19 protein-coding genes are annotated in these 21,023 nt (G+C 61.2%); 1 reads left to right on the top strand and 18 read right to left on the bottom strand.

All coding sequences use genetic code 11. The annotated features are described in order from the left end of the window. Positions 1-11: 11 nt before the first annotated feature. Positions 12-761: a fimbrial biogenesis chaperone gene (locus BI347_RS12265; RefSeq protein WP_071112821.1), complete on the bottom strand. Its 750-nt coding sequence runs from the start codon at positions 759-761 to the stop codon at positions 12-14. A 71-nt stretch (positions 762-832) separates the two neighbouring features. Further along, entirely contained in the window at positions 833-1,357 is a 525-nt protein-coding gene (locus BI347_RS12260; RefSeq protein WP_071115970.1) for a fimbrial protein, read from the bottom strand. Between the two features lie 727 nt (positions 1,358-2,084). Between BI347_RS12260 and BI347_RS12255 the strand changes: the two genes are divergently transcribed. Further along, on the top strand, positions 2,085-2,951 hold the full coding sequence (locus BI347_RS12255; protein ID WP_071115969.1) for an alpha/beta fold hydrolase: 867 nt from the start codon (positions 2,085-2,087) through the stop codon (positions 2,949-2,951). Between the two features lie 79 nt (positions 2,952-3,030). On the opposite strand, the gene BI347_RS12250 is transcribed toward BI347_RS12255, so the two are convergent. The 16 genes from BI347_RS12250 to BI347_RS12180 all read right to left on the bottom strand — a co-directional run bounded on the left by BI347_RS12250 (position 3,031) and on the right by BI347_RS12180 (position 20,901). After that, positions 3,031-4,005 carry a fimbrial protein gene (locus BI347_RS12250; RefSeq protein WP_158020774.1) on the bottom strand — a complete coding sequence of 325 codons (975 nt, stop codon included), beginning with the start codon at positions 4,003-4,005 and terminating at the stop codon, positions 3,031-3,033. 32 nt (positions 4,006-4,037) lie between these two features. Beyond that, positions 4,038-6,725: a fimbria/pilus outer membrane usher protein gene (locus tag BI347_RS12245; RefSeq protein WP_139167213.1), complete on the bottom strand. Its 2,688-nt coding sequence runs from the start codon at positions 6,723-6,725 to the stop codon at positions 4,038-4,040. Between the two features lie 90 nt (positions 6,726-6,815). Beyond that, on the bottom strand, positions 6,816-7,559 hold the full coding sequence (locus tag BI347_RS12240; protein ID WP_071112817.1) for a fimbrial biogenesis chaperone: 744 nt from the start codon (positions 7,557-7,559) through the stop codon (positions 6,816-6,818). Between the two features lie 115 nt (positions 7,560-7,674). After that, entirely contained in the window at positions 7,675-8,190 is a 516-nt protein-coding gene (locus BI347_RS12235) for a fimbrial protein (protein ID WP_071112816.1), read from the bottom strand. Positions 8,191-9,218: 1,028 nt separating this feature from the next. Next, on the bottom strand, positions 9,219-9,617 hold the full coding sequence (locus BI347_RS12230) for a hypothetical protein (protein ID WP_139166943.1): 399 nt from the start codon (positions 9,615-9,617) through the stop codon (positions 9,219-9,221). A gap of 760 nt (positions 9,618-10,377) precedes the next feature. Continuing rightward, positions 10,378-11,865: a carboxypeptidase M32 gene (locus tag BI347_RS12225; protein WP_071115967.1), complete on the bottom strand. Its 1,488-nt coding sequence runs from the start codon at positions 11,863-11,865 to the stop codon at positions 10,378-10,380. 154 nt (positions 11,866-12,019) lie between these two features. Continuing rightward, the gene (locus tag BI347_RS12220) at positions 12,020-12,679 is read right to left on the bottom strand and encodes a hypothetical protein (protein ID WP_071112813.1); all 660 of its coding nucleotides are present in this window, start codon (positions 12,677-12,679) and stop codon (positions 12,020-12,022) included. Between the two features lie 114 nt (positions 12,680-12,793). Next, positions 12,794-13,897, bottom strand: coding sequence for a bifunctional diaminohydroxyphosphoribosylaminopyrimidine deaminase/5-amino-6-(5-phosphoribosylamino)uracil reductase RibD (gene ribD, locus BI347_RS12215; RefSeq protein ID WP_204378036.1), 1,104 nt, complete (start codon positions 13,895-13,897; stop codon positions 12,794-12,796). After that, the gene (locus tag BI347_RS12210) at positions 13,894-14,427 is read right to left on the bottom strand and encodes a GNAT family N-acetyltransferase (RefSeq protein WP_071115966.1); all 534 of its coding nucleotides are present in this window, start codon (positions 14,425-14,427) and stop codon (positions 13,894-13,896) included. Before BI347_RS12210 ends, ribD begins: the two co-directional genes overlap by 4 nt. Beyond that, positions 14,415-14,744, bottom strand: a complete 330-nt coding sequence (locus BI347_RS22690; RefSeq protein ID WP_083338844.1) for a GNAT family N-acetyltransferase — start codon at positions 14,742-14,744, stop codon at positions 14,415-14,417. Before BI347_RS22690 ends, BI347_RS12210 begins: the two co-directional genes overlap by 13 nt. After that, the gene (locus tag BI347_RS22685) at positions 14,745-14,972 is read right to left on the bottom strand and encodes a hypothetical protein (RefSeq protein WP_139167212.1); all 228 of its coding nucleotides are present in this window, start codon (positions 14,970-14,972) and stop codon (positions 14,745-14,747) included. It lies immediately after the preceding gene. Between the two features lie 55 nt (positions 14,973-15,027). Next, a complete protein-coding gene (gene nrdR / locus BI347_RS12200; protein ID WP_071115965.1) occupies positions 15,028-15,486 on the bottom strand; it encodes a transcriptional regulator NrdR in 459 nt (152 codons plus the stop codon). 471 nt (positions 15,487-15,957) lie between these two features. Next, on the bottom strand, positions 15,958-17,205 hold the full coding sequence (gene glyA, locus BI347_RS12195; protein ID WP_071115964.1) for a serine hydroxymethyltransferase: 1,248 nt from the start codon (positions 17,203-17,205) through the stop codon (positions 15,958-15,960). A 274-nt stretch (positions 17,206-17,479) separates the two neighbouring features. Further along, positions 17,480-19,369 (bottom strand): amidohydrolase, encoded by a 1,890-nt coding sequence (locus BI347_RS12190; protein ID WP_071115963.1) that lies wholly within the window; start codon positions 19,367-19,369, stop codon positions 17,480-17,482. 92 nt (positions 19,370-19,461) lie between these two features. Beyond that, the gene (locus BI347_RS12185; protein WP_071112806.1) at positions 19,462-20,115 is read right to left on the bottom strand and encodes a hydrolase; all 654 of its coding nucleotides are present in this window, start codon (positions 20,113-20,115) and stop codon (positions 19,462-19,464) included. An 84-nt stretch (positions 20,116-20,199) separates the two neighbouring features. Continuing rightward, entirely contained in the window at positions 20,200-20,901 is a 702-nt protein-coding gene (locus BI347_RS12180) for a pirin family protein (RefSeq protein WP_071112805.1), read from the bottom strand. Positions 20,902-21,023: the final 122 nt, after the last annotated feature.

Here is a 21,023-nt window from a genome sequence, read left to right as displayed (position 1 = left end):
AAGCAAAATTATCAGGGAGCCAGCGATACGCTGTGCATGACCGGAGCGCCGTAATCGTTGATGCTCTCGTAATTGAGCCTCAGGCCGCCTTCCGGCTTGAGTTTCACATCCTTCAGCGCAAAGTCCTTGCTGCCGCCCGGCGGCACCATGCCGCCATCGGTTTCATACTCATGCTTGCCCATCAGCAGGACCGCTCGATTCAGCGAGACGTGATAGGCCGCCTGGCTGGAGGCCCGCAACATATAGCCCTTGCCGCCGGCCTGCGGCAGCAAAGACCAGGACAGCTTGTCGGCGGCCTCGTCGGACGAGCCCGGCAGGCCCGCCGGACGGTAAAACAACTTGATGCGGGAACGGAAAGCCACCTGCATGAAATTGCGCTGTTCGCTGCTGGCCTTCGGCAGCGGCGGCACATCCAGCACGTTCAGCCAGAATACCGACTCATGGTTTTTGGGCAGGTCGGCGCCGGTGAAGGTCAACCGCAAAGTCTGCCCTTTGGCGGGATCCACGCGGAAAATCGGCGGCATGATCAAAAAAGGCGCGTCCGCGGTGTCGGGCACGGATTTCTCGTTGCCGCTATCGGCCCACACCTGCACCAGCGAAGGCTCCTTGCCGGGGTTGTTGACCTTGACGGTCACCTCCCGGTCCTCAGCCTTGTACACTACGCGGGTGCCGGAAATCACCACTCCCGCCAAGGCCCCGCTGGCCCATACCGAGCCCGCAACCGCCAGGGCGACCGCCCCTCGCCATACTGCTTGTTTCATCTTCCAATCCGCCTCCAAGAAAGGGATACCGGCTGGCGGCGCGAGCGGCGCCGCCAGCCGCCTGACACCATTTACTGGTAAGTCATCGAGTACTGGACGCTGGTGTTCACCGAGCCTGCGCCAGCCGCGCCGGTGGCGATGTACTGTGCGTAGTAGCCCATGGTGGCCGAACCGCTGCTGAGCGGCACCACTTGCGAATTGGCGTTGGTGTTGAGGTTGATGGCATTGAAGTTGTTGTTCAGCAGCTGAACTTCCACATTGGTGGCGGAACCCGAGCCAGTGCTGTTCAGCAGGTTGCCGGAAGCCGGATTGATGGTCGGGCCGACTTCAAAGCGAGTCTGGGCATTTTTGAGGCCGGTAGGGCAATTGCTCAGATTGATGGCGAACGGCGTAGCACCGGCGGTCTGGCCGGTGCTGGCCAGCGCGGAAGCGCCCACGGTCGGCAAGGTTACGGTGACGTTCTGGCCGGCAGTGCCGGCGATGGTGCAGGTCTGCGCCACGATGTTTCCAGTGACGGTGATTTTGCCGTCAGCGGCCATCGCGCCAGCAGAATACAAACCCAGTCCAATCAGCGCTGCAGTTACGATCTGTTTCATTACAAAGTCTCCGTTGAAATTGCAGGCAGTGCGTCTGCCCGATTGCATGCCCCGAAATGGGCTGAAATTGAAGAGTTGTCCGACACATCAAGGCGCTTGCGACAACCGCCAGCGCCAGGCTCATCCAGCCTGCAGGCGTTATGGCCTCAGAATTTATCACCAATATCGAAATCAGATACAACAAAAAACATCAAATTAGTTTGAATTTATTTAAAGAAAATCTTAATTTGATTTAAAAAATAGGCCGATGGGGGCCTGAGGATCAGCGGCAGGACATCGCGCAAACGGGCTCCTGCGGCCATGCCATGGCTGGACAATGCTCAACTCTCATCACGTCTGCCTAGCGAACGGACCTTTATCAGAGCCTCTTGCAGCGCAGTCAGATGTGATGGAGTCGCAAGACTAAAGCAAACAAGACATAGCTTTCAATATGTTCCCACGTTGAAATTTCAACAAACAATACTCTCAACAATTTGATAAAAAAGGATTTTATTCACGATAAATTCATTTTTCTTGCGAAAGTGATGTGTCGTATTAATGCATCAAATTAATAACATTTTAAACTTTTAACTTAACAATAACACCAAATTCAAAATGAAACCGAAAAAATAATGACAAAGAAGTAACCACCGCTGTCAATACGCGTCGAATTCCCAATCGCCGCTACCCACCCTCATCTCCGCGCGTTTAAACTGGTCGGCCTCGCACCATCAAGAACCCAAGCGCCATGACGCCTTCCCGCGACCAATATCTCACCCTCAACCAACGCCGCTACCATATCCGCCGCTGGGGACCGGAGCAGGCGCCGCTGCTGGTGCTGTTGCACGGCTGGATGGACAGCTCCGCCACCTTTCAATTCCTGGTGGACGCCTTTGCGCATGACTGGCAGGTCGTTGCGCCGGATTGGCGCGGATTTGGCGACAGCCAGTGGAATGAGGGCAGCTACTACTTCCCCGACTACCTTGCCGACCTCGACGCCCTGCTGAAGCAGTTGTCGCCGGATGCGCCGGTCAGGCTGCTGGGCCACAGCATGGGTTCGATGATTGCCGGCATCTATGCCGGGATTTGCCCGCAACGCATCGCCAAGCTGGTGCTGGTGGAGGGATTCGGCCTGAACGCCACCCGACCGGCCGAGGCCCCCGGGCGCTATGCCCGCTGGCTGCGCGAGAACAGCCTGGAGATGGGATTTGAAGCGCTGGAAGACTTGCAACAGGTCTGCGCCAAACTGATCAGCCGCAATCCGCTGCTGAAGAACGAACACGCGCAATGGCTGGCGGCGGAGCTCACCCAGCCTCAAGCCGATGGCAAGGTGATCTACCGGGCAGACCCCCGCCACAAGATGATCAACCCGGTGCTGTATCGGCTGGAGGAAGCCATGGCGTGCTGGCAGCGCATCAGCGCTCCAGTGCTGTGGGTGATGGGCGAGCGCGCCTTCGACCATCCCATGGTCAGCGGCGTGATGGCCACGCTGGACGAGCGCCGCGCCTGCTTCAAGCAACTGAGTGAGGTGCGGATCGATGCCGGCCACATGATCCAGTGGGAAAGACCTGTGGAACTAGCCGCGGCGGTGGAAAATTTCCTTTTGGACAAGTAATGGACAGCAACCGCTCCCGCCAGCGCCGAGCCGATGCGAGCCTGCCGCTGGAAGGCGGCTGCAGGCTCGCTTACTGGCATTATTGGTAAGTCATGGTAAAAGTCAGCGAGGTGCTGGCGATGCCCGGCCGGATCGTAGTATCGGTCTGATAGTAGGTCGCCAGCAACGGAATGCTATAAGAACCGCCAGTGGCAGGGTTATAAGCCGACAGCTGATACTGGGTGGAAAACTGCAGCGCGCTGCCGCTGTCGCCGCTGCGCAACTGAATCCCCACGCCGGTAGCCGAAGAACCGCCATCCAGCGCCACCACGCCGCTGCCGGCGCTCCAGATGCTGGTGGTCGGATCGATCCGGTACTGAATCCCCGCCAAACCGGCCGGGCAACCGTTGACCGCCACATTGAAACCCACCGCGGCCGGCTTCATCGGCTTGTTGACGCCCTGGAAATCGCCCAGGCTGCGCTTGCCCAGATCGATGATGACACTTGGCGTGGCGCAGGACGAGGCGACAATGATGGCGCTGCCGCCGGCCTTTGCGTCAAAAACCAGCAGATTGTCCAATTGGTAGCGTACGCCGGGCAAGGCCGCGCCCGACACCACCCCCGCCCCCACCTTGCCGGTGACTACCAGCTGATAGACCAGCGCCGGCGCGGTAAAGGCATAGCTCGCATGGGGCGCCACGCTGTCGGTAACCGGGGTGACGCTGCGAAACTGGTTCAGTACCTGGATGCCGACGCCAGGCACCCCGCTTTCATAAATTCCCCCCCCCACTAGCGGCTTGGGCGTGCTGGTCAACGTCCAGCTGCGGCTGCCATAGCCGGCGCAATCCGCGTAGTTGTCGCGATTAGGCGCAAACCAGCTGAAGCTGGCAATCACCGAGCCCACCGCCGCGTTGCGCGGCACCGCATATTGGCCGGACAACGCCACCACCGGCGACAAAGCGGTAAAACCGTTGATCAGCCGGCAATCAGCGGCGGCCCACGCCGTCGGCGACAACAGCAGGCATAGCCAAGGAAACCCCGCGGGCACATTGAGCTTGGAACAAATATTAAGCATGGGAACCGCCTCCCTGAAATTCTGCATTGGCATCAATTGCCGCCGCCCGCCTTGTCATTAGCTTTATCGCCGGCCACCGTCGCCAGCGGCTGACACTGCGCGCGCAGCTGAACAAAACCCTTGTCCGGAATCTGCACAGGCAACTGATAGCGGAACTGGCATTCGCGCGTGCTTCCCGCCCCCCATCTCACGATGAGGTTTTGTCCATCCAGCCCGCGCAGAAAGGCTCTCCCGCCCTGCCCCACCATGGCAACCAGACCGCCTTTTTCATCCAGAATCGCCGAGCCAACCGGTATCGCCGCGCCGCCTTCCGGCAGAATGCTTACCAGCACCGGCCGGCCCTTCTGTGTCGGGAACTTGAGCAGCACGATGGCGCCTGCCCGCGGCACCACCTCGGCGGAGGTGGTTTGCAACTCCACCGCATCCGACATGCCCTTGGGATCGAGAGTCACCTCATTGACGCGGTAAGGCACCAGATTCGGCAACACCGCATAACCGCCACGGTTGACGGAAACGCCATTGGCGTTGCTCAGAATCGCGCCTTCCGCTCCATCCGCCTGTACCAGCCCAATCGAGTCCCCCAGCGATTGCGCCGCCACCACCCCGCCGGGATGGAACACTAACGCGCCGCTGATGCCGGCGCCCTCCTGCCTGTTTGAGCCCTGGCTGCTGGCGCTGGCGTTGAGCGTGGCCACCGAGTTGGCGTATTGCACGCTGGCGCCGCCGCCGGTCGTGCTGCCGCTGCCCTTATTGTCCTGATAGCTGGCGTATGCGTTGTAACTGAGATTGTGCTGTTCGCCGGTGGTGCCGCTGATGGAGAGCTGCTCGTTTTGATTGTGCTGGCTGTCGACCGTGGTAGTGGAGGCCAATTGCGGCGAGTAGGGGCTCTTGCCCAATAGCAGGTTCACGCTCAGCAGGTACTGCGTGACCGTTTGGCCCTCGCCGTTTCTGGTGCGCCCCGCCGAAAGCGAGAAACCTCCCCATTTGAAAGAGTTGGAATAGCCGCCCTGGAACAGGATCTGACTGCTGCTCTGGCTCCAATAGCTTTGCGCCGAACCGGACAGGAACACCCGCCCCAAACGCTCGGACAGCGGCTGATCAACATTCAGCTGCAGGCTGCGGCGCGGCCGCAGGGTGGCGGCGAACCCGCTATGCAGGCCGGCGAAATCGGTCAGCCCCAGATAACCCTCGGTCGAGTAGAAATACGAGGCCACGGAAAAGTTGGTCCGGATTCCCGGCAAGATCTTGCTGTAGTTGATGCGGTAGCTGCGTCCGCTCATGTCCCGGCTTGGCGCTACCGATGTCGACAGGTCGGAGGCGACCGACTGGGTAATATCGGTGGAGAAGGCGCCGACTATGGTGTTGAACGCCGTCCCCAGCATCAGCTCCTGATAGTGGTCGGCCAGCACGGTCGCCCCATACAGGGAAAGGTTGTTGGTCAGGCCGCTCTGATAGGAGCCCTGGACAAAGTCCGGCAGGCTGCTCAGCCTGCCGTCCTGCAATTGTCCGGCCAGCAGGCTGAACCGGTAGCTGCCTTGCCGCAGCAGTTGCGGGACGGCGGCGTAAGGCATGATGAACTGCTTGGTGCGGCCGTCGGCCTCGGTCACCGTGACGACCATGTCTCCGGCGTAACCGGTGTTGTACAAGTCGTCGATCTTGAACTCGCCTGGCGGCACCATGCCTTCATAAATGATCTTGCCATTTTGGCTGACGCTGACTTTGGCATTGGTCTCGGCCACCCCGCGCACAATCGGCGCATAGCCTTGCAGCGACTCCGGCAGCATGCGGTCATCGGAGTTGATCAACACGCCGCGGAACGGCACGCTGCTGAGCAGATCCGAAGGCGTGAAGGTATCGCCCACCGTCAACTGCGCCTTCCAGTCGGTCAGGTCGTGTTGGGCATAGGTGCCGTTGCTGGCGTAATTGCGGTGATAGCCGCCGACGCCGCCGCTGTCCTGCACCGCCAGCGAGCCGTTGTAGCGCAAGCGCCAGCCAGACACGTTGACCCCGGTATTGGTGCTGACAAAATACTGCGAGCTGTTGGATCCGTCATTTCTGTAGCGGTAAGCGTTGGCGTTGTAGCTGAGGAAGCCGGCGAGCGGCATGCCCGCATCCCAATACTGCGGATCGACGTAACCGCGGGCGCTGGCGCGCAGATAAAGCTGCGGGATAGTCACATCCAGCCGCTGTTCCGACATATCGAAACCCACTTGCGAGCCAGGGACGACTGTCGCCACATCGACGCACGCGCCATCCGTCGCGTTCTGCGCCGCCGCGGCGGCCAGATGCACGGAGTCCACGCCCAACTGCTCCAGCATGCCACGATCCAGGCAGGGCAGCACCTTGCCCTTGGTCTCGCGCAATACCACGTCGCGCCGCCCCAGCCAGGCCTGGTTGACATAGACATCGGCCCGATAGACGCCGGGCGTCGTCACATCCCCCCTGTTGAAGCGGGACAAGTCCACCGTCAGACCCTCCGACGTCTTGCCGAAGAAGGCCGGATTAAACGACAGATCCTGCGGCGCGGCGGCTGCCGGCGGCGCAACCGCTTGCCCGGCAAGAGCCGGCTGCGTGGCCGGCGGCGCTGCCGGCGTCTGAACCGTAACCGCATCCGCCGCCCAGGCCGGCTTGCCGCCACAGACAGCCAGCCATAACAGACCAACTAGCCTGGCCAAGTCCGGCGTCTGCAGTTCATCTCGCTGTTGCTGTGGTTTTTTCATGTCTTTGCCATTCATTTTGGTGAATGATTTTTCAATCATCATGAATTCAGGCGTAATTCACCCGTGTCAGGCTGGTGCAAAATGGAAAAGTCAGGGAGTCAAGACCACGCTATGGACCACCGGAGCGCCATAGTCGTTAATGGTTTCATACTGGACAGTCACCGGACCGGCCGGCAGCTGGCGCATGTCTTTCAAATTGAAGTCTTGCGTGCCGCCGGCGGGAATCATGCCGCCATCGCTGCGGAATTCATGTCCCGACGCTTGCAGCATGGTCATGTTGAAAGAAACGGAAAACGCGCTGGCATTGGCCCCCCGCAAGGCATAGCCCTTGCCGGCGGCCTGCGGCACCAGCTGCCAGCGCACTTGCTCGGCGGCATCATCCGGATTGCCGGCCAAGCCAACGGGCCGAAAGAATATTTTCAGCCGCGAGCGGAAGGCAATCTGCAGGTAGTTGCGTCCCGCTTCATCGCCCTGCGGCAAAGGCGGCACATCCAGGATGTTCAGCCAGTACACCGTTTCCTTATCCGGCGACGGTCCATCGCCGGTATAAACCATGCGCAGCGTTTGCGACTTGCCTGGTTCGATGCGGAAAATCGGCGGCATGATCAGAAATGGCGCATCCGCGGTATCGGGAGTGGATTTGGAATTGCCCTTGTCCACCCAGGCCTGCACCAAGGCGGGAGTATCGCCTGGATTGCTCAATTTGATCGTCACTTCGCGATCGCCGCCGTTGTACACCACCCTGGTGCCGGCAACGACTACATTGGCATGGGCCGCCGCCAGCGCGCCCCAGCACGCCAAAGCCAAAACCAGCCTCATTATTTGTGTGCCCATTGTTTTCCATCCGCTTGAGTCCAGCACTTAGGCAAACCCCCGCCACAAACCGCTGCAGACAGGGAACCCAGCTGCCGGCGCCAGCAACGGCGCGGCGCCGGCATCGCTTTGCGGCTTAGTTGTATAGCAGAGAGAATTGCACGCTGGTGGCTACCGACCCAGCGATGGCGACGCCAGTCGCCACGTACTGCGCGTAGTACCTCAACGAAGCCGTCCCGGTGGTGATCGACACAGTCTGCGAATTGGTATTGGGTCCCACGTTAATCGGTTGGAAATTGTTGTTCAGCAGGCCCACTTCCACATTGCCTGCGCTGCCCTGGTTGATCAGATTGCCAGTGGTCTGGTCGACGGTGGTGCCCAGTTCAAACAGCGTCTGCGCCGTGCTGCCGGTGCAGTTGGTCAGATTCAGCGTGAACGGGGTCGGAGCAGCGGTCTGGCCTGCTGTCGCCAAGGCGGTTTTGGATACCTGAGGCAAAACCACACTGAGGACAGTAGGAGACCCAGCGGCATTGCCGTTGATCTGGCAGGTATTAGCGGAAATCGTGCCGGAAATGTTGATCGTGCCATCCGAAGCATAAGCAGCAATCGGCAGACCCAGGCCCAGTCCCAAAGCGAGAATTAACGTCTTCATTTCAAGTCACCTCATAGCAAAAAATAACCGGCGGCAATACTGCCACCGCATTTAAAAATGCCATCAGAAAAAAATGGCCCTCCTCCTGCCATACAAAACAAGACGAACACAAATGCAGACTAGGTTAGAAAAAAAACAATCAAACTGCCATTAATAACAGCCAATCCTCACAAAGAAAAACACTTAGCCACTTAAAAAATAGCTTCAGAAAAATTAAAAAATCAACAAGCAAGCCAGAAGATCGCTGAAAACATCAACAAACACTAGATAATAATGAATAGCAAAAATTAAAGAATTGAATACCCTCACTCTACCAAGAAGAAGGTAATCAATGCAAAGCAGTGGATTCTGTGCGCTAGCTAACATACTGGTGGATTTTCCAAACCATCACCAGACATCACAAACCATACTCACATCAACCACCCATCAATCAACATGACCAAAAAAACCGGCAACACAACCTGGCTTTTAAATTAAAAAACCACTCCTATCAGAGTGGCAAAAATAACAAAAAAATGAAAACAAAATCATAAAAAACAGATACGCGCGCAGCACTAATCCCGCCATGTCATTGCTGATGCAGGCGAGATAAAATTCTATCTTTATTCGGTAGCGACAATCGGGAAACATAGTGATTTCGACACATAACAGTCTGTGCGCCAAGCCACATACCATCAATGCTGGCAAAAGCGTTATCGCATGGCAGACATGCTATTTATTGGTCAATAACCATAACAAAATCATCCGGTAAAATTGATGCGCTGCAGCCAATTTAGGCATGGCATTTCCCATCCAGGCAACATGTCCATGGCTTGCACTGCGCAGAAACAAGCCATATCAAGCGGCCTGACATGATCTGCCGGAAAATCCGCATGCTGGTTTAAATCGAGGGAGAAGAAGAAATTCAATCGGAAGATAGGTATAGATAACTGCCTTGCACTGACAAGCGATTCGACAGGGAATCTGATATGGAAAAAGCCCGCCAGTTGCCATGGCGGGCCTTGCACAGGTACCACTGGGGACGGCGGCTAACGATACTCGATGAGCATCACCGATTGGCCGTTGGACACGGCTTGCAAACTGGCTTTTGCAACATGTTGATTCAACGACTGGGCAGGATTCTTGGCATCCACGGTACGAGTCAGCGCAGCCGCCTCTTGGCATTGCAGCCGCAAAGACACGCCCCCGGCCGTCGCCGCCCGGGCCTGCATGGCGCAAGTCGGCTCAAGCACCCCGCCCGAAAAGTACACGACGCCCCCCGCCGCCGACGCCGCGCTGGGTGCGCTTAGCCCAATCACAGCGCCGATGACAATACCCCGAGCTAGCCCGCCGCTCCATATGCTCCTCAGATTCAACGCCCTGCCCGCAAGGCGAAACGCAGTGCATGCCTTCGCACCATCAGTCACTTCAGGAAGATCCAGGTTCATGGCCGCCATCCGTACGATATGGAAAAAGATTTAAAATGCAAACGACGTAGTTCAAACAAGATTTGAACAAGAAGCCATCAAATATCAACAAGATATCAATCAGTGTTTAAACAATTCACTCAAAAACAGTCATTTTTGTGCACACGTTTAAAGCAAACATAGTCAATGCAAATACAAATACAAGGTATGATTTTTTATTTTAAATATACTGTTTTAATTCAATTTATCCTCCGTGCCACTCCGGACAAACCGGGATAATCAGTCAATGCAAATGACTGAATGCCCGCCCCCTGCCACGGCGCCAACCATCCATCCCGGCATGCCTAGACCGATGCTTCAGGCCACGGCAGTCTCCCCCGCGCTATCCTCTCGGCGCTTTCGCAATATGGCGGAATCTCTCGCTCCGCCTGCCTTGCGATGGCTGGCGGCTAGCGCTGACAGACCGCACTCTTCGCGACAAATGGGAAAATCTGGACGCAATGCGCGCAGGATTGGGAAGACACGACCGGTAGATGGGATTTGACGCCTGGCGACCTGCCAGCAGGCGAAGGAGCCGGCCGAGTGCCGCGAAGGGAAGAGGGTGCATGCCAAGTTCAAACGCCGGATGGTGGATTTGAGCTTGGCCGCGGCCTGCGGGATGGGTGTGCTGGCAAAAAACATTGAAGCCAACACGACGGCCTGAACTTGCGGGATCAGGCGCGATCATCTACCGCCATCGATAGGCCGGCCGGACCGCCAACGGTCCGGCCGGCAAGCGGACTCAGTCCAGGTAGCGCGCCTGCAGGTGCGCGCGGTAGTAAGCTGGATTCAGCGTCTCGCCGGTGGCGCGCTCCACCAGTTCATTGGTGGTCCAACGGCTGCCCTGGCTCCAGATATTGGCGTTCAGCCAATCGAATACCGGAGCCAGATTGCCGGCGGCGATCTTTTCATCCAGCTGCGGCTCCTGCCGGCGGATGGTGGCGAAATACTGCGCCGCATACATCGCCCCCAGGGTATAGCTGGGGAAATAGCCGAAAGTGTCGGTCCAGTGAATGTCCTGCAGGCAGCCGTCGCGGTAGTTGCCGCGGGTATCCACCCCCAGATAAGCCATCATCTTCTCGTCCCACAGCGCCGGCACATCCTCGGCCTCGATCTCGCCGTCGATCAGCGCCCGCTCGATCTCGAAACGCAGGATCACATGCGCCGGGTAGCACAGCTCGTCGGCATCGACGCGGATATAACCCGGCGCCACCCGGGTGTACAACCGCGCCAGGTTATCGGCGCCGAAAGCCGGCTGCTCGCCGAAATGCTTGCCGATCAAGGGCGCGATCAATTGCAGGAAGCCGCGGCTGCGCCCCAGTTGCATTTCGAACGACAGGCTCTGGCTTTCATGAATGCCCATGGAACGGGCGCGCGCCACCGGCTGCGACAACAGCCCGCGCGGCAGGCTCTGCTCATAGCGGGCATGGCCGGTTTCGTGAATGATGCCCATCAGGCTCTGCACGAAATCGTCGTCGCGGTAGCGGGTGGTGATGCGCACATCTTCCGGCACGCCGCCGCAGAAAGGATGGTTGCTGACATCCAACCGGCCGCCGTCGAAATCGAATCCCAGCAGGCCCATCACCTCAAGGCCCAGCTGGCGCTGCTTCTCCACCGAGAAGGGTCCCTGCGGCTGGATCACGCTTTCGCCGGCCTGCTTGTCGCGCGCCTTGGCAATCAGCCCCGGCAGCCAGGTTTTCACGTCGCCGAAGATGCGCGCGATGTCAGCGCTCTTCATGCCCGGCTCGTATTTGTCCAGCAGCGCATCGTAGCCGCTGCCGCCTTGCGCTTGCGCCAGCAGGCCGGCCTCCTCGCGCGCCAAGCGCAATACTTCGCGGAAGTTCTGCAGAAAGCCCTGCCAGTCGTTGGCGCGCCGCTGGCTGCGCCAGGCGTGCTCGCAGCGCGCCGCCGCCAGCGACTTGGCTTCGATCAGTTCCGCCGGCAGCAGATTGGCCAGCTGCCAGTCGCGGCGAATTTCGCGCAGATTGGCGCGCTGGCTTGGGTCCAGCGCCTCCTGCTCGGCGGCGTCCAACTGCGTTTTCAGTTCCGGCGCCGTGATCAACTGATGCATCAACACCTGCAACTCAGCCTGGGCCGCGGCGCGCGCCTCATTGCCCTTGCTCGGCATCATGGCCGCCTGGTCCCAGCTGGCGATGGCGGACAGGTGGCCAAAATGGTGCAATCGTTGAAAAGTGCGGGTCAGGCTCTGATAGGCCGTCTGATTTCCCATGAGATTCTCCCTGATAGTGAAGAAAACATACTCTCATGAGAATAATTGATATTCAAGATAAGATGAGAAGCAAAAAATTCATTAAATCATATGAAAAACAAGAGAAAAAATCAGATCACCAGCCAGAATTAATGATTTTTACTCATTCAAAATCCTATGGAGAGGCTGATTCCCCCTTATCCGTCCCCACCCGTTGCCGGGCAAAGGGAAACGACTGCCAATAGGGAAAATATTCACGCACCGCCGGCAGCAACAACTGCCGGTCGGCAGGGTCCTGCAGATGCAGCAGCAAGCCATCCACCGCCATCCGGTAGCTGGTGGAATCAAATGGATGAGGATCCAGCAGAAACAGCAGCGCCTTCAACAGGATGCCACGCTGGCGGATCACCTCGTCGGGATGGCCGTCCTCGAACAGCTTGCCCAAATACAGGCCCAGCGAGGGAGGAAACCGGCGAAACCGCCGCCGCTGCATGACATCCACCAGCTCATCAAAGGTGCCGGCGAGCAAAATCGCCGGGTTGAACAGGGAGAAGCCGCTGCGGGAGGTGATCTCCACCACCTTCTTCATGTCATTGAGCCAAAAGCAATAGAATTCGCGGCAACAGCTCATCGCCAGCACCCGCTCCTGGAGCGGGCAATCCGCGACAAAAACTTCGACAACCGCCTGATAGGTTTCGACAGTGCGCGGCAGCCCCGACAAGCGCGCCAGCAAACGCAGCAGCAACGCCCGCCTCTGCTCCACCACTTCCTGCGCCGCGCCCAGACGGGCAATCAGCTGCAGATACGCCTCCAGCGCAGCCGCCACATCCGCCATCCCACCCTCCAGCCGGCCGAAACCGCCTCAAACCGGCAACACACCAGACATTCCACATCGCCAGCTTTCAGCATACAAACCTTGCGCGGCCGGAACAACAAGCAACTCCAGCCTTCAGCGCCCAGGCCGCAGGATCAGGCGCAAATCGGCGCCAACTTTGCCGACATCGACAATATCCAGCCTGACCTTGTCCGCCAGATCGGTCAACGCCGGCCAGGCGAACAGACCGCGCGCCGCATCGCCCGCCAGCGACGGCGCCAGATACAGCACGATTTCGTCCACCAGCCCGGCCCGCAGCAAGGCGCCGTTCAAGCCGGCGCCGGCTTCCACCATCAGCTGATTGACGCCGCGCGCCGCCAGTTGCCTCAGCAGGTCGGTCAGATCGGCGCCGCCGTCGCCTCTTGCCAGCATCAGCGCCTCGACGCCCTGCCGCTGATAGGCGGCCAAGCGCGCCGGATCGGCGGCGCAGCTGGCCAGCAATACGCGCCCGCCCTGGTAGATACGGCTGGATGGATCGGTTTTCAACGCGCCGTCCAGCACCACCCTCCATGGTTGGACCGCCACCGGCACTTCGCGCACCGTGAGTTGCGGATTATCCGCCAGCACCGTGCCGCTGCCGGTGAGGATGGCGCAATGCGCGGCGCGCAGGCGCTGCACGTCCAGCCTGGCTTGCGGCCCGGTGATCCACTTGCTGCTGCCATTCAGCAGCGCGGTCTTGCCGTCCAGCGTGGCCGCTGCTTTCAGGGTCACCCACGGCCGACCGCGCTCGACGCGCGACAGGAAGCCGCGGTGCACGCGGCGCGCCTCCGGCTCCATCAGGCCCGCCGCCGCGGAAATGCCGGCGGCCTGCAGCATGGCGATGCCGCGGCCTGCCACCTCATGATACGGATCGACCATCGCCGCCACGACGCGGTCGATGCCCTCGGCGATCAGCCTCTCCGCGCACGGAGGGGTGCGGCCATGGTGGCTGCACGGCTCCAAGGTCACGTAGGCGGTAGCACCGCGCGGGCTATCGCCGCGCGCCAGGCAATCCTTGATGGCCTGGATTTCCGCGTGATCGGAACCCACCGCCAGCGTCGCGCCCTCGCCTATCACCTTGCCTTCGCGCACCAGCACGCAGCCGACGCCGGGATTGGGCGCGGCGCGGCGGGTCGCGCCTTCGGCCAGCCGCAGCGCGCGCTGCATATACAGGTGATCGTCGGCGCTGTAATCCATCATGCTCGATTCTTCCATTCATCGGCCAATAGGCCGTAACAACGCATATTCCAGTAGCGGCCGTTCAGATACTGCGCGTCGCGCAGCTCGCCTTCCAGCCGGAAGCCCAGGCTTTCCGCCACCTTGCAGCTGCGGGCATTTTCCGGCGCGCAACCCAATTCCACTCGATGCAGGCCCAGCTCGTCGAACCCATGGCGCAATAGCTGCCGCAGCGCCTGCTGCATCACGCCCTTGCCGACATGACAATCCGCCAGCCAATAACCGATGCGCGCATAGCGATGCGCTTGGCTGATGCCGTGCAATGAACAGATGCCGGCGATCTCGCCGTCCACTTCGATCAACCGGTGGGCGCTGCGCCCTTCCGCATTGCCCTGAACCTGCTGCCGCAGAAAAACCGCGGTATCCGCCGCCGACTGCGGCTTGACGATGCCGGCCATCCATTGGCTCAGCGTGGTGCGATAGCTTTCAATCAAGGCATACAGCGCCGCCGCATCGGCAGCGGGATCGGCGGGCCGGATGGTCACCGTGGGCATCGCAATCCTTTCCACTCCCTGGCCAGCAGGCTGTACTGGCAGGCATCATGGTAGCGACCGTGCAAATACAGGCCGTCGCGCTGCACGCCTTCCAGGCTGAACCCCAGACGCTCGGCCACCGCCCGGCTGCGCGCGTTCTCCACGCCCGCCACGATGGCGATGCGGTTCAGGCCCCGTTCGCCGAATCCGATATCCAGCACCTGCGCCACCGCGCCGCGCATCAGGCCGCGGCCGACAAAACGGTCGGCCAGCCAGTAGCCCAGGCAGCCGGAACGATGCAGCGCGCTGACGCCATGGATATCGATGCAGCCGGCCAACTAGCCGTCAGATTCGATCAACCAGGTGGTACAGGCCGCGCCGTTGCGCTGGCCATCGGCGATGCCGGCCAGAAACTGCCGGCTGTCTTCCACGCTGCGGGTGGCATCCACCCACGGCAGCCAGGCCCGCAGCGTCTGGCGGCTCTCGTCTATCAATGCGAACAGCCGCTCGGCGTGGTCAACGCCGGGCGGCAACAGGGCAAGGTGTGTCTGGGCGAGGGTAGTCATGGCATCTTTAAAATGACAAAGAAATAGCCAGACTAATCAGCCCTCTCCCAAACTGTCAATGCGAGGACTTCTGGATTTCCTTGATAGCGTCGGTAAATTCGGAAATATCCTGAAAACTGCGGTAAACCGAGGCGAAACGAACATAGGCCACCTTATCCAGCCGCGCCAGTTCGTTCATCACCATCTCGCCGATCTGGCGGCTGCTCACCTCGCGCTCGCCCAGTTGCAGCAGCTTGTGGCAGATGCGGTCTATCGCCTCGTCCACCAGCGTGGTCGACACCGGCCGCTTGTGCAGCGCCCGCAAAAAGCTGGTGCGCACTTTCTCGATGTCGAATTCAGAACGATGACCGGCGGTTTTCACCACTTGCGGCATGCGCACATCCGCCGTTTCAAAAGTCGTGAAACGCTTGTCGCAGGCGGGGCAGCGCCGGCGTCGGCGTATGCTGGTCCCATCCTCGCTGACGCGGGAGTCGATCACCTGGGTATCGGCGTTGCCACAAAACGCGCATTTCATGCCAATAGTCCTGAAGATTGTAATAGTTGAATGTTATCAGCAAAGCCTGCCGCTGACATCGCCGGATATCGCCAAATCAATCAATGGTCATTTTACATGTCGATAAAATCGGCGTTCATATGACAGCTTGCAGCGCGCCAGGTTCTCAAGCGGCTTATCCGCGCCAGGCTGCGGCGTGAGGGAAGGCTAGGCGGCATCGCCCAAAGCATGGGCGAGATCGCCTTGAACCATCCCGGCGGGAAGCGCGCCGACTATGGCCAGGCCTGCGACGAGCGTCGTGCCGAACATGACTGTCGCCATGCCCTCCCGCTTCTTAAGACCGCCCCCTGACCGACATGCCATCCATCAAACTCCATGCGATGCCCGCGCCCAGCCTGATTTCGAGCGCTGCCAGCGCATCAAGGAAGCGGGGCCGGCGCGCGATAAAAAAAGCCGCTCCCGGGAGCGGCTTTTCCACCTGCGCGGCCAAGCTTACTTGGCATACACCGGGAAGCGGTGACACAAAGCGGTGGCCTGTTCGGCTACGCGGGCGATCACCGCGTCATCGTTCGGATTGTCCAGCACATCGGCCACCAGGTTGGCGACTTCGATCGCCTCGGCTTCCTTGAAGCCGCGGGTGGTGATGGCCGGCGAGCCGATGCGGATGCCGGAGGTGACGAACGGCGTTTCCGGATCGTTGGGAATGGCGTTCTTGTTGACGGTGATGTGGGCGCGGCCCAGCAGCGCGTCGGCCGCCTTGCCGGTCAGGCCCTTGGCGCGCAGGTCGACCAGGAACACGTGGCTCTCGGTGCGGCCGGACACGATGCGCAGGCCGCGCTCGGCCAGGGTCTTGGCCATGATGGCGGCGTTCTTCAGCACTTGTTCCTGATAAACCTTGAACTCCGGCTGCAGCGCTTCCTTGAAGGCGATGGCCTTGGCGGCGATCACATGCTCCAGCGGGCCGCCCTGCAAGGTCGGGAACACATTGCTGTTGATGCTCTTCTCGAACTCGGCGCGGGCGAGGATGATGCCGCCGCGCGGACCGCGCAGCGTCTTGTGGGTGGTGGAGGTGACGAAGTCGGCGTGCGGCACCGGATTCGGGTACAGGCCGGCGGCCACCAGGCCGGCGTAGTGCGCCATGTCCACCATGAAGTAGGCGCCGACCTTCTTGGCGATCTGCCCCATGCGCTCGAAGTCGAAGCGCAGCGCGTAGGCGGACGCGCCGCCGATGATCAGTTTCGGCTTGGTTTCCATCGCCACGCGTTCCATATCGTCGTAGTCGATTTCTTCCTTGTCGTTCAGGCCGTAGGCGACGATGTTGAACATCTTGCCGGACAGGTTGGCCGGCGAGCCGTGGGTCAGGTGGCCGCCGTGGCCCAGGTTCATGCCCATCACGGTGTCGCCCGGCTTCAGAATGGAGAAGTACACCGCCTGGTTGGCCTGGCTGCCGGAGTGCGGCTGCACATTGGCGTATTCGGCGCCGAACAGTTGCTTGACGCGATCGATCGCCAGCTGCTCCACCACGTCGACATGCTCGCAGCCGCCGTAGAAACGCTTGCCGGGGTAGCCTTCGGCGTACTTGTTGGTCAGCTGGGAGCCCTGGGCTTCCATCACCGCCGGGCTGGTGTAGTTCTCCGAGGCGATCAGTTCAATATGATCTTCCTGGCGCTGGCACTCGGCGGCAATCGCGGCGGCGAGTTCGGGGTCGAATTGGGCAATCGTCTGGTCGGCAGCAAACATCGTCTGGCTCTTCCATCAATGGGTTAACGATCGGGCCATTCTACACGAAATGCCCGGCATGAAATCTTGACGTCAAATAAGCCGGGCCCCTCTTGGCGCGCCAGATGCCGGAACCGCCGCCGCCGAAACGCGGCTCATGCGCGCGCCCAGCAGCGGCCGCGGCCGCGCGCGAGCGCGTCTGGCCGCGCCTCCCTGACGGAAAAATCCGGCTATCCGCCGGGTTTCGCGGCTGGCCGGGATCCACCCCGGCCAAGCCCCTGCCCTGCCTGCGACATCACACCGCCCAGCAGGCGCATCCGAGCGCGCCGAAAAAGCCCTTCGCATCGGACACCGGCAGACTGGAAGCCCAGGCGCGGGCGTGGTCATGGCCGTGCAGGCCGCAGGCGCTGGCGCAAGCGCAGGCGGCGACCGACTGCCGTTGCAGCGAATTGCGCCCCGCCCGCTCCGGCTCGCCCCAGGCGGCGTAGCCCTTGAAAGTCCGCGCCGGCGACCAGTCCGGCATCGCCGGCGGCAGCGGATTGTCGTCCAGCGCGGCGAAATCCCCGGCGGCGTAGACAATGCGGCCGCCTACCAGGGTGAGCTCGGAAGTCAGGAAGGAAATGTCGTTCTCGGGGCAGGCGAAGAAATCCCGGTCCGGCACGATCAGGTCGGCGAACTGGCCGGCGGCGATGCGGCCGCGCTTGCCGTCCTCGTTGGCGAACCAGGCCACGTTCTCGGTCCACATCCGCAGCGCGGTTTCGCGGTCCAGGCAGTTGCGCTGCGGGTAGAGCCGCAAGCCGCCAACGGTCTTGCCGGTGATCATCCAAGACAGCGACACCCAGGGGTTGTAGGAGGCGACGCGGGTGGCATCGGTTCCAGCCGACACCTTGACGCCCTTGGCCAGCATGCGGGCGATAGGCGGCGTGGCTTCCGCCGCGGCCACGCCGTAGCGCTCGACGAAGTACTCGCCCTGATAGGCCATCCGGTGCTGGACCGCGATGCCGCCGCCCAGCGCCGCGATGCGGTCCATCGAGCGCTCGGAGATGGTTTCGGCGTGGTCGAAGAACCAGTTGAGGCCCTGCAGCGGGATGTCCTGGTTCACTTTCTCGAACACGTCCAGCGCGCGGGCGATGGTTTCGTCATAGGTGGCGTGCAACCGCCACGGCCAGCGATTCTGCGCCAGGATGCGCACCACCTCTTCCAGCTCGCCCTCCATTTCCGGCGGCATGTCCGGGCGCGGCTGGCGGAAGTCCTCAAAATCGGCGGCGGAAAACACCAGCATCTCGCCGGCGCCGTTGTGGCGGAAGTAGTCGTCTCCTTGCTTGTATTTGACGCTGGAGGTCCAATCGAGAAAGTCCTCTTTCTCCTGATGCGGTTTTTGAGTGAACAGGTTATAGGCCAGCCGCACCGTCATCTGGCCGCTGTCGGCCAGTTGCTGGATCACCGCGTAATCGTCCGGATAGTTCTGGAAGCCTCCGCCGGCGTCGATGACGCCGGTCACGCCCAAGCGGTTCAGTTCGCGCATGAAGTGGCGCGTGGAATTGAGCTGGTAATCGAACGGCAGCTTGGGGCCCTTGGCCAGCGTGGCGTACAAGATGGCGGCATTGGGCTTGGCCAGCAGCAGGCCGGTGGGGTTGCCGTTCGCGTCGCGGACGATTTCCCCGCCCGGCGGCGGCTGGGTGTCGCGGGTATAGCCGACGGCGCGCAAGGCCGCGCCATTGAGCAGCGCGCGGTCGTATAGGTGCAGCAGGAACACCGGGGTGTCCGGGGCGGCGGCGTTGATTTCCTCCAGCGTGGGCAGGCGCTTTTCGACGAACTGGTGCTCGGTGAAGCCCCCCACCACCCGCACCCATTGCGGCGCGGGAGTGACGGCCACCTGCCGCCGCAGCATGTCCATCGCGTCGGCGAGCGAGCGCACGCCGTCCCAGCGCAGCTCCAGATTGAAGTTGAGGCCGCCGCGCACGATATGGGTGTGGTTGTCGATCAGGCCGGGCAATGCGCCGCGGCCCTTGAGATCGACAACGCGGGTGGCGGGCCCCGCCAGCGCCATGATCTCCTGATCGTCGCCCACCGCCAGGAACTTGCCGTCATGGATGGCGACGGCGCTGGCGCGGGGGCGGCGCGAGTCCAGCGTGGTGAAGCGGCCGTTGCGCAGAATCGCGTCGGCTACAGTGCGGATGCTCATTGTCGCGTCTCCTGATGCGTCGCTGTCGGGCCATCATGCGGTTGGTGCGGCGGCCTGGCGCAGCCGGAGGGAGCGCCAGCACCGGCCGACGATCAGCCTTCCTCGGCGCCGAACATGGCCTTGGCGTAGCCTATGCCCAGGCCGTAGCCGCCGCCCAGCTTCCTGGCGATGCCGGTGGTCAGCTCATAGGTATCCGTGCGCGCCCAGTCGCGTTGCAGTTCCAACAGGTATTGCAGCGCGGTCATCGGCTGCGCGCCGGCCTGCAGCATGCGCTGCACCGCGCGCTCATGCGCCTCGACGGAGACGTCGCCGCAGGCGTCGGTGATCACGTAAACCTCAAAGCCCTGCGCCAGCGCGGACAGCGCCGGGCCGACGATGCAGACGCTGGTCCACAAGCCGGCCAGCACGATGCGCGGCTTGCCGATTCGGTTGACCTGGGCGATCACCGCGGCGTCCTCCCAGGTGTTCATCGAGGTGCGGTCCAGCAACCGCTGATCCGGGAACGGCGCGGTCACCTCGTCGAACATCGGCCCGGAGAAGCTTTTCTCGGCCACGGTGGTGAGAATGGTGGAGACGCCGAAACCCGCGGCGGCGGCGGCCACCAGGCCGGCATTGTTGCGCAGCGTGGGGATGTCGATGGAGTGGGTGGCGAAGGCCATCTGCGACTGGTAGTCGATCAGGATCAGGGTATGGTCGCGCGGGGTCAGCAGCAGCGGGCTAGCGGTGGCGGCAGCGGTGATGGTCATGGTGTGATCCTCGTTTTTATGTGGGAAGGGTTGGGACAATAGGTGAAACCATGCGATGGAATGCGGGCAGGCCCGCCTCGGTATTTACCCGCGGGTATCGACCAGAATGAGTTCCGCATCCTGGCTGGCGACCACGCGGAGCCGCTCCAGGTCCTTGATGGCCGCGCCGTCGCGGGCCTGCAGCGCAATGCCGTTGATTTCCGCCAGACCGCTTGCCAGCACCAGATAGCCGCGCCGCCCCTCGCCCAGCCGGTACTCCGCCGCTTCCCCGGCCTTGAGGGTGGCGCCGAGCACGCGGGAATGGGAGCGGATAGGCAAGGCGTTGTCGTCGCCGTCCATGCCGCTGGCCAGCGCGACGAACGCGCCGGAGCGGTCGGCCTTGGGAAAGGGTTTGGCGCCCCAGGACGGCTCGCCGCCGCGCCGGTCCGGCATGATCCATATCTGGAAAATGCGGGTGACGCCCGACTCCAGGTTGTATTCGGAATGCGTGATGCCGCTGCCGGCGCTCATCACTTGCACATCGCCGGCCTCGGTGCGGCCCTTGTTGCCCAGATTGTCCTGGTGGGTGATCGCGCCTTCGCGGACATAAGTGACGATTTCCATATCGGCGTGCGGATGCGGCGGGAAGCCGCTGCCAGGCGCGATGGTGTCGTCGTTCCACACCCGCAGCGCGCCCCAGCTCATGCGCGCCGGGTCGTAGTATTCGGCGAAGGAAAAATGATGCTTGGCGTCGAGCCAGCCATGATGGGCTCCGCCTAGGCTGGCAAATGGACGGTGTTCAATCATGGTGTTCTCCTGACGGCGTTAAGTGGATATAGCCACTATAAACGCCTCGCCAAACCATGTTAATGGGATATAAAGAATAGTATCCTTTCCACTTTTGACATGATCAGCCCTCTCAAGACTGC

Source organism: Chromobacterium sphagni (assembly GCF_001855575.1).
GTDB lineage: Bacteria > Pseudomonadota > Gammaproteobacteria > Burkholderiales > Chromobacteriaceae > Chromobacterium > Chromobacterium sphagni.
This window is presented reverse-complemented; position numbering and strand designations above follow the sequence as displayed.